The 205-nt window shown below is 62.4% G+C and carries 1 protein-coding gene; it reads right to left on the reverse strand.

Features of this window, described 5'->3' with window-relative positions; all coding sequences use genetic code 11:
* Window positions 1-191, reverse strand: a 191-nt coding sequence (locus ACXAGA_RS16525; protein ID WP_475118562.1) for a YbhB/YbcL family Raf kinase inhibitor-like protein, incomplete at its 3' end; no start/stop codon positions are given.
* Between the last annotated feature and the right edge of the window lie 14 nt (window positions 192-205).

Below are 205 nucleotides of genomic sequence, written 5' to 3' on the forward strand. Positions count from 1 at the left end.
TAGGTGCCCATGTGGGTCGCCTGGTCCAGCACATGGGGTTTGATAGCCGCCAGCGCGTCAGGGCCTGTGAATGCGCCGCTGAGGGGCAGGTCGTCCGTGTCCAGCGCGTACACCGTGAAATGATAGTGGTGAATGATGCTGTCGTTCCAAGGTGGGCAGGGGCCATCATAGCCGCCATAGTCACCGGCCATGTCTGCGTCGCCAG

Source organism: Marivivens sp. ABH4_498 (assembly GCF_056160585.1).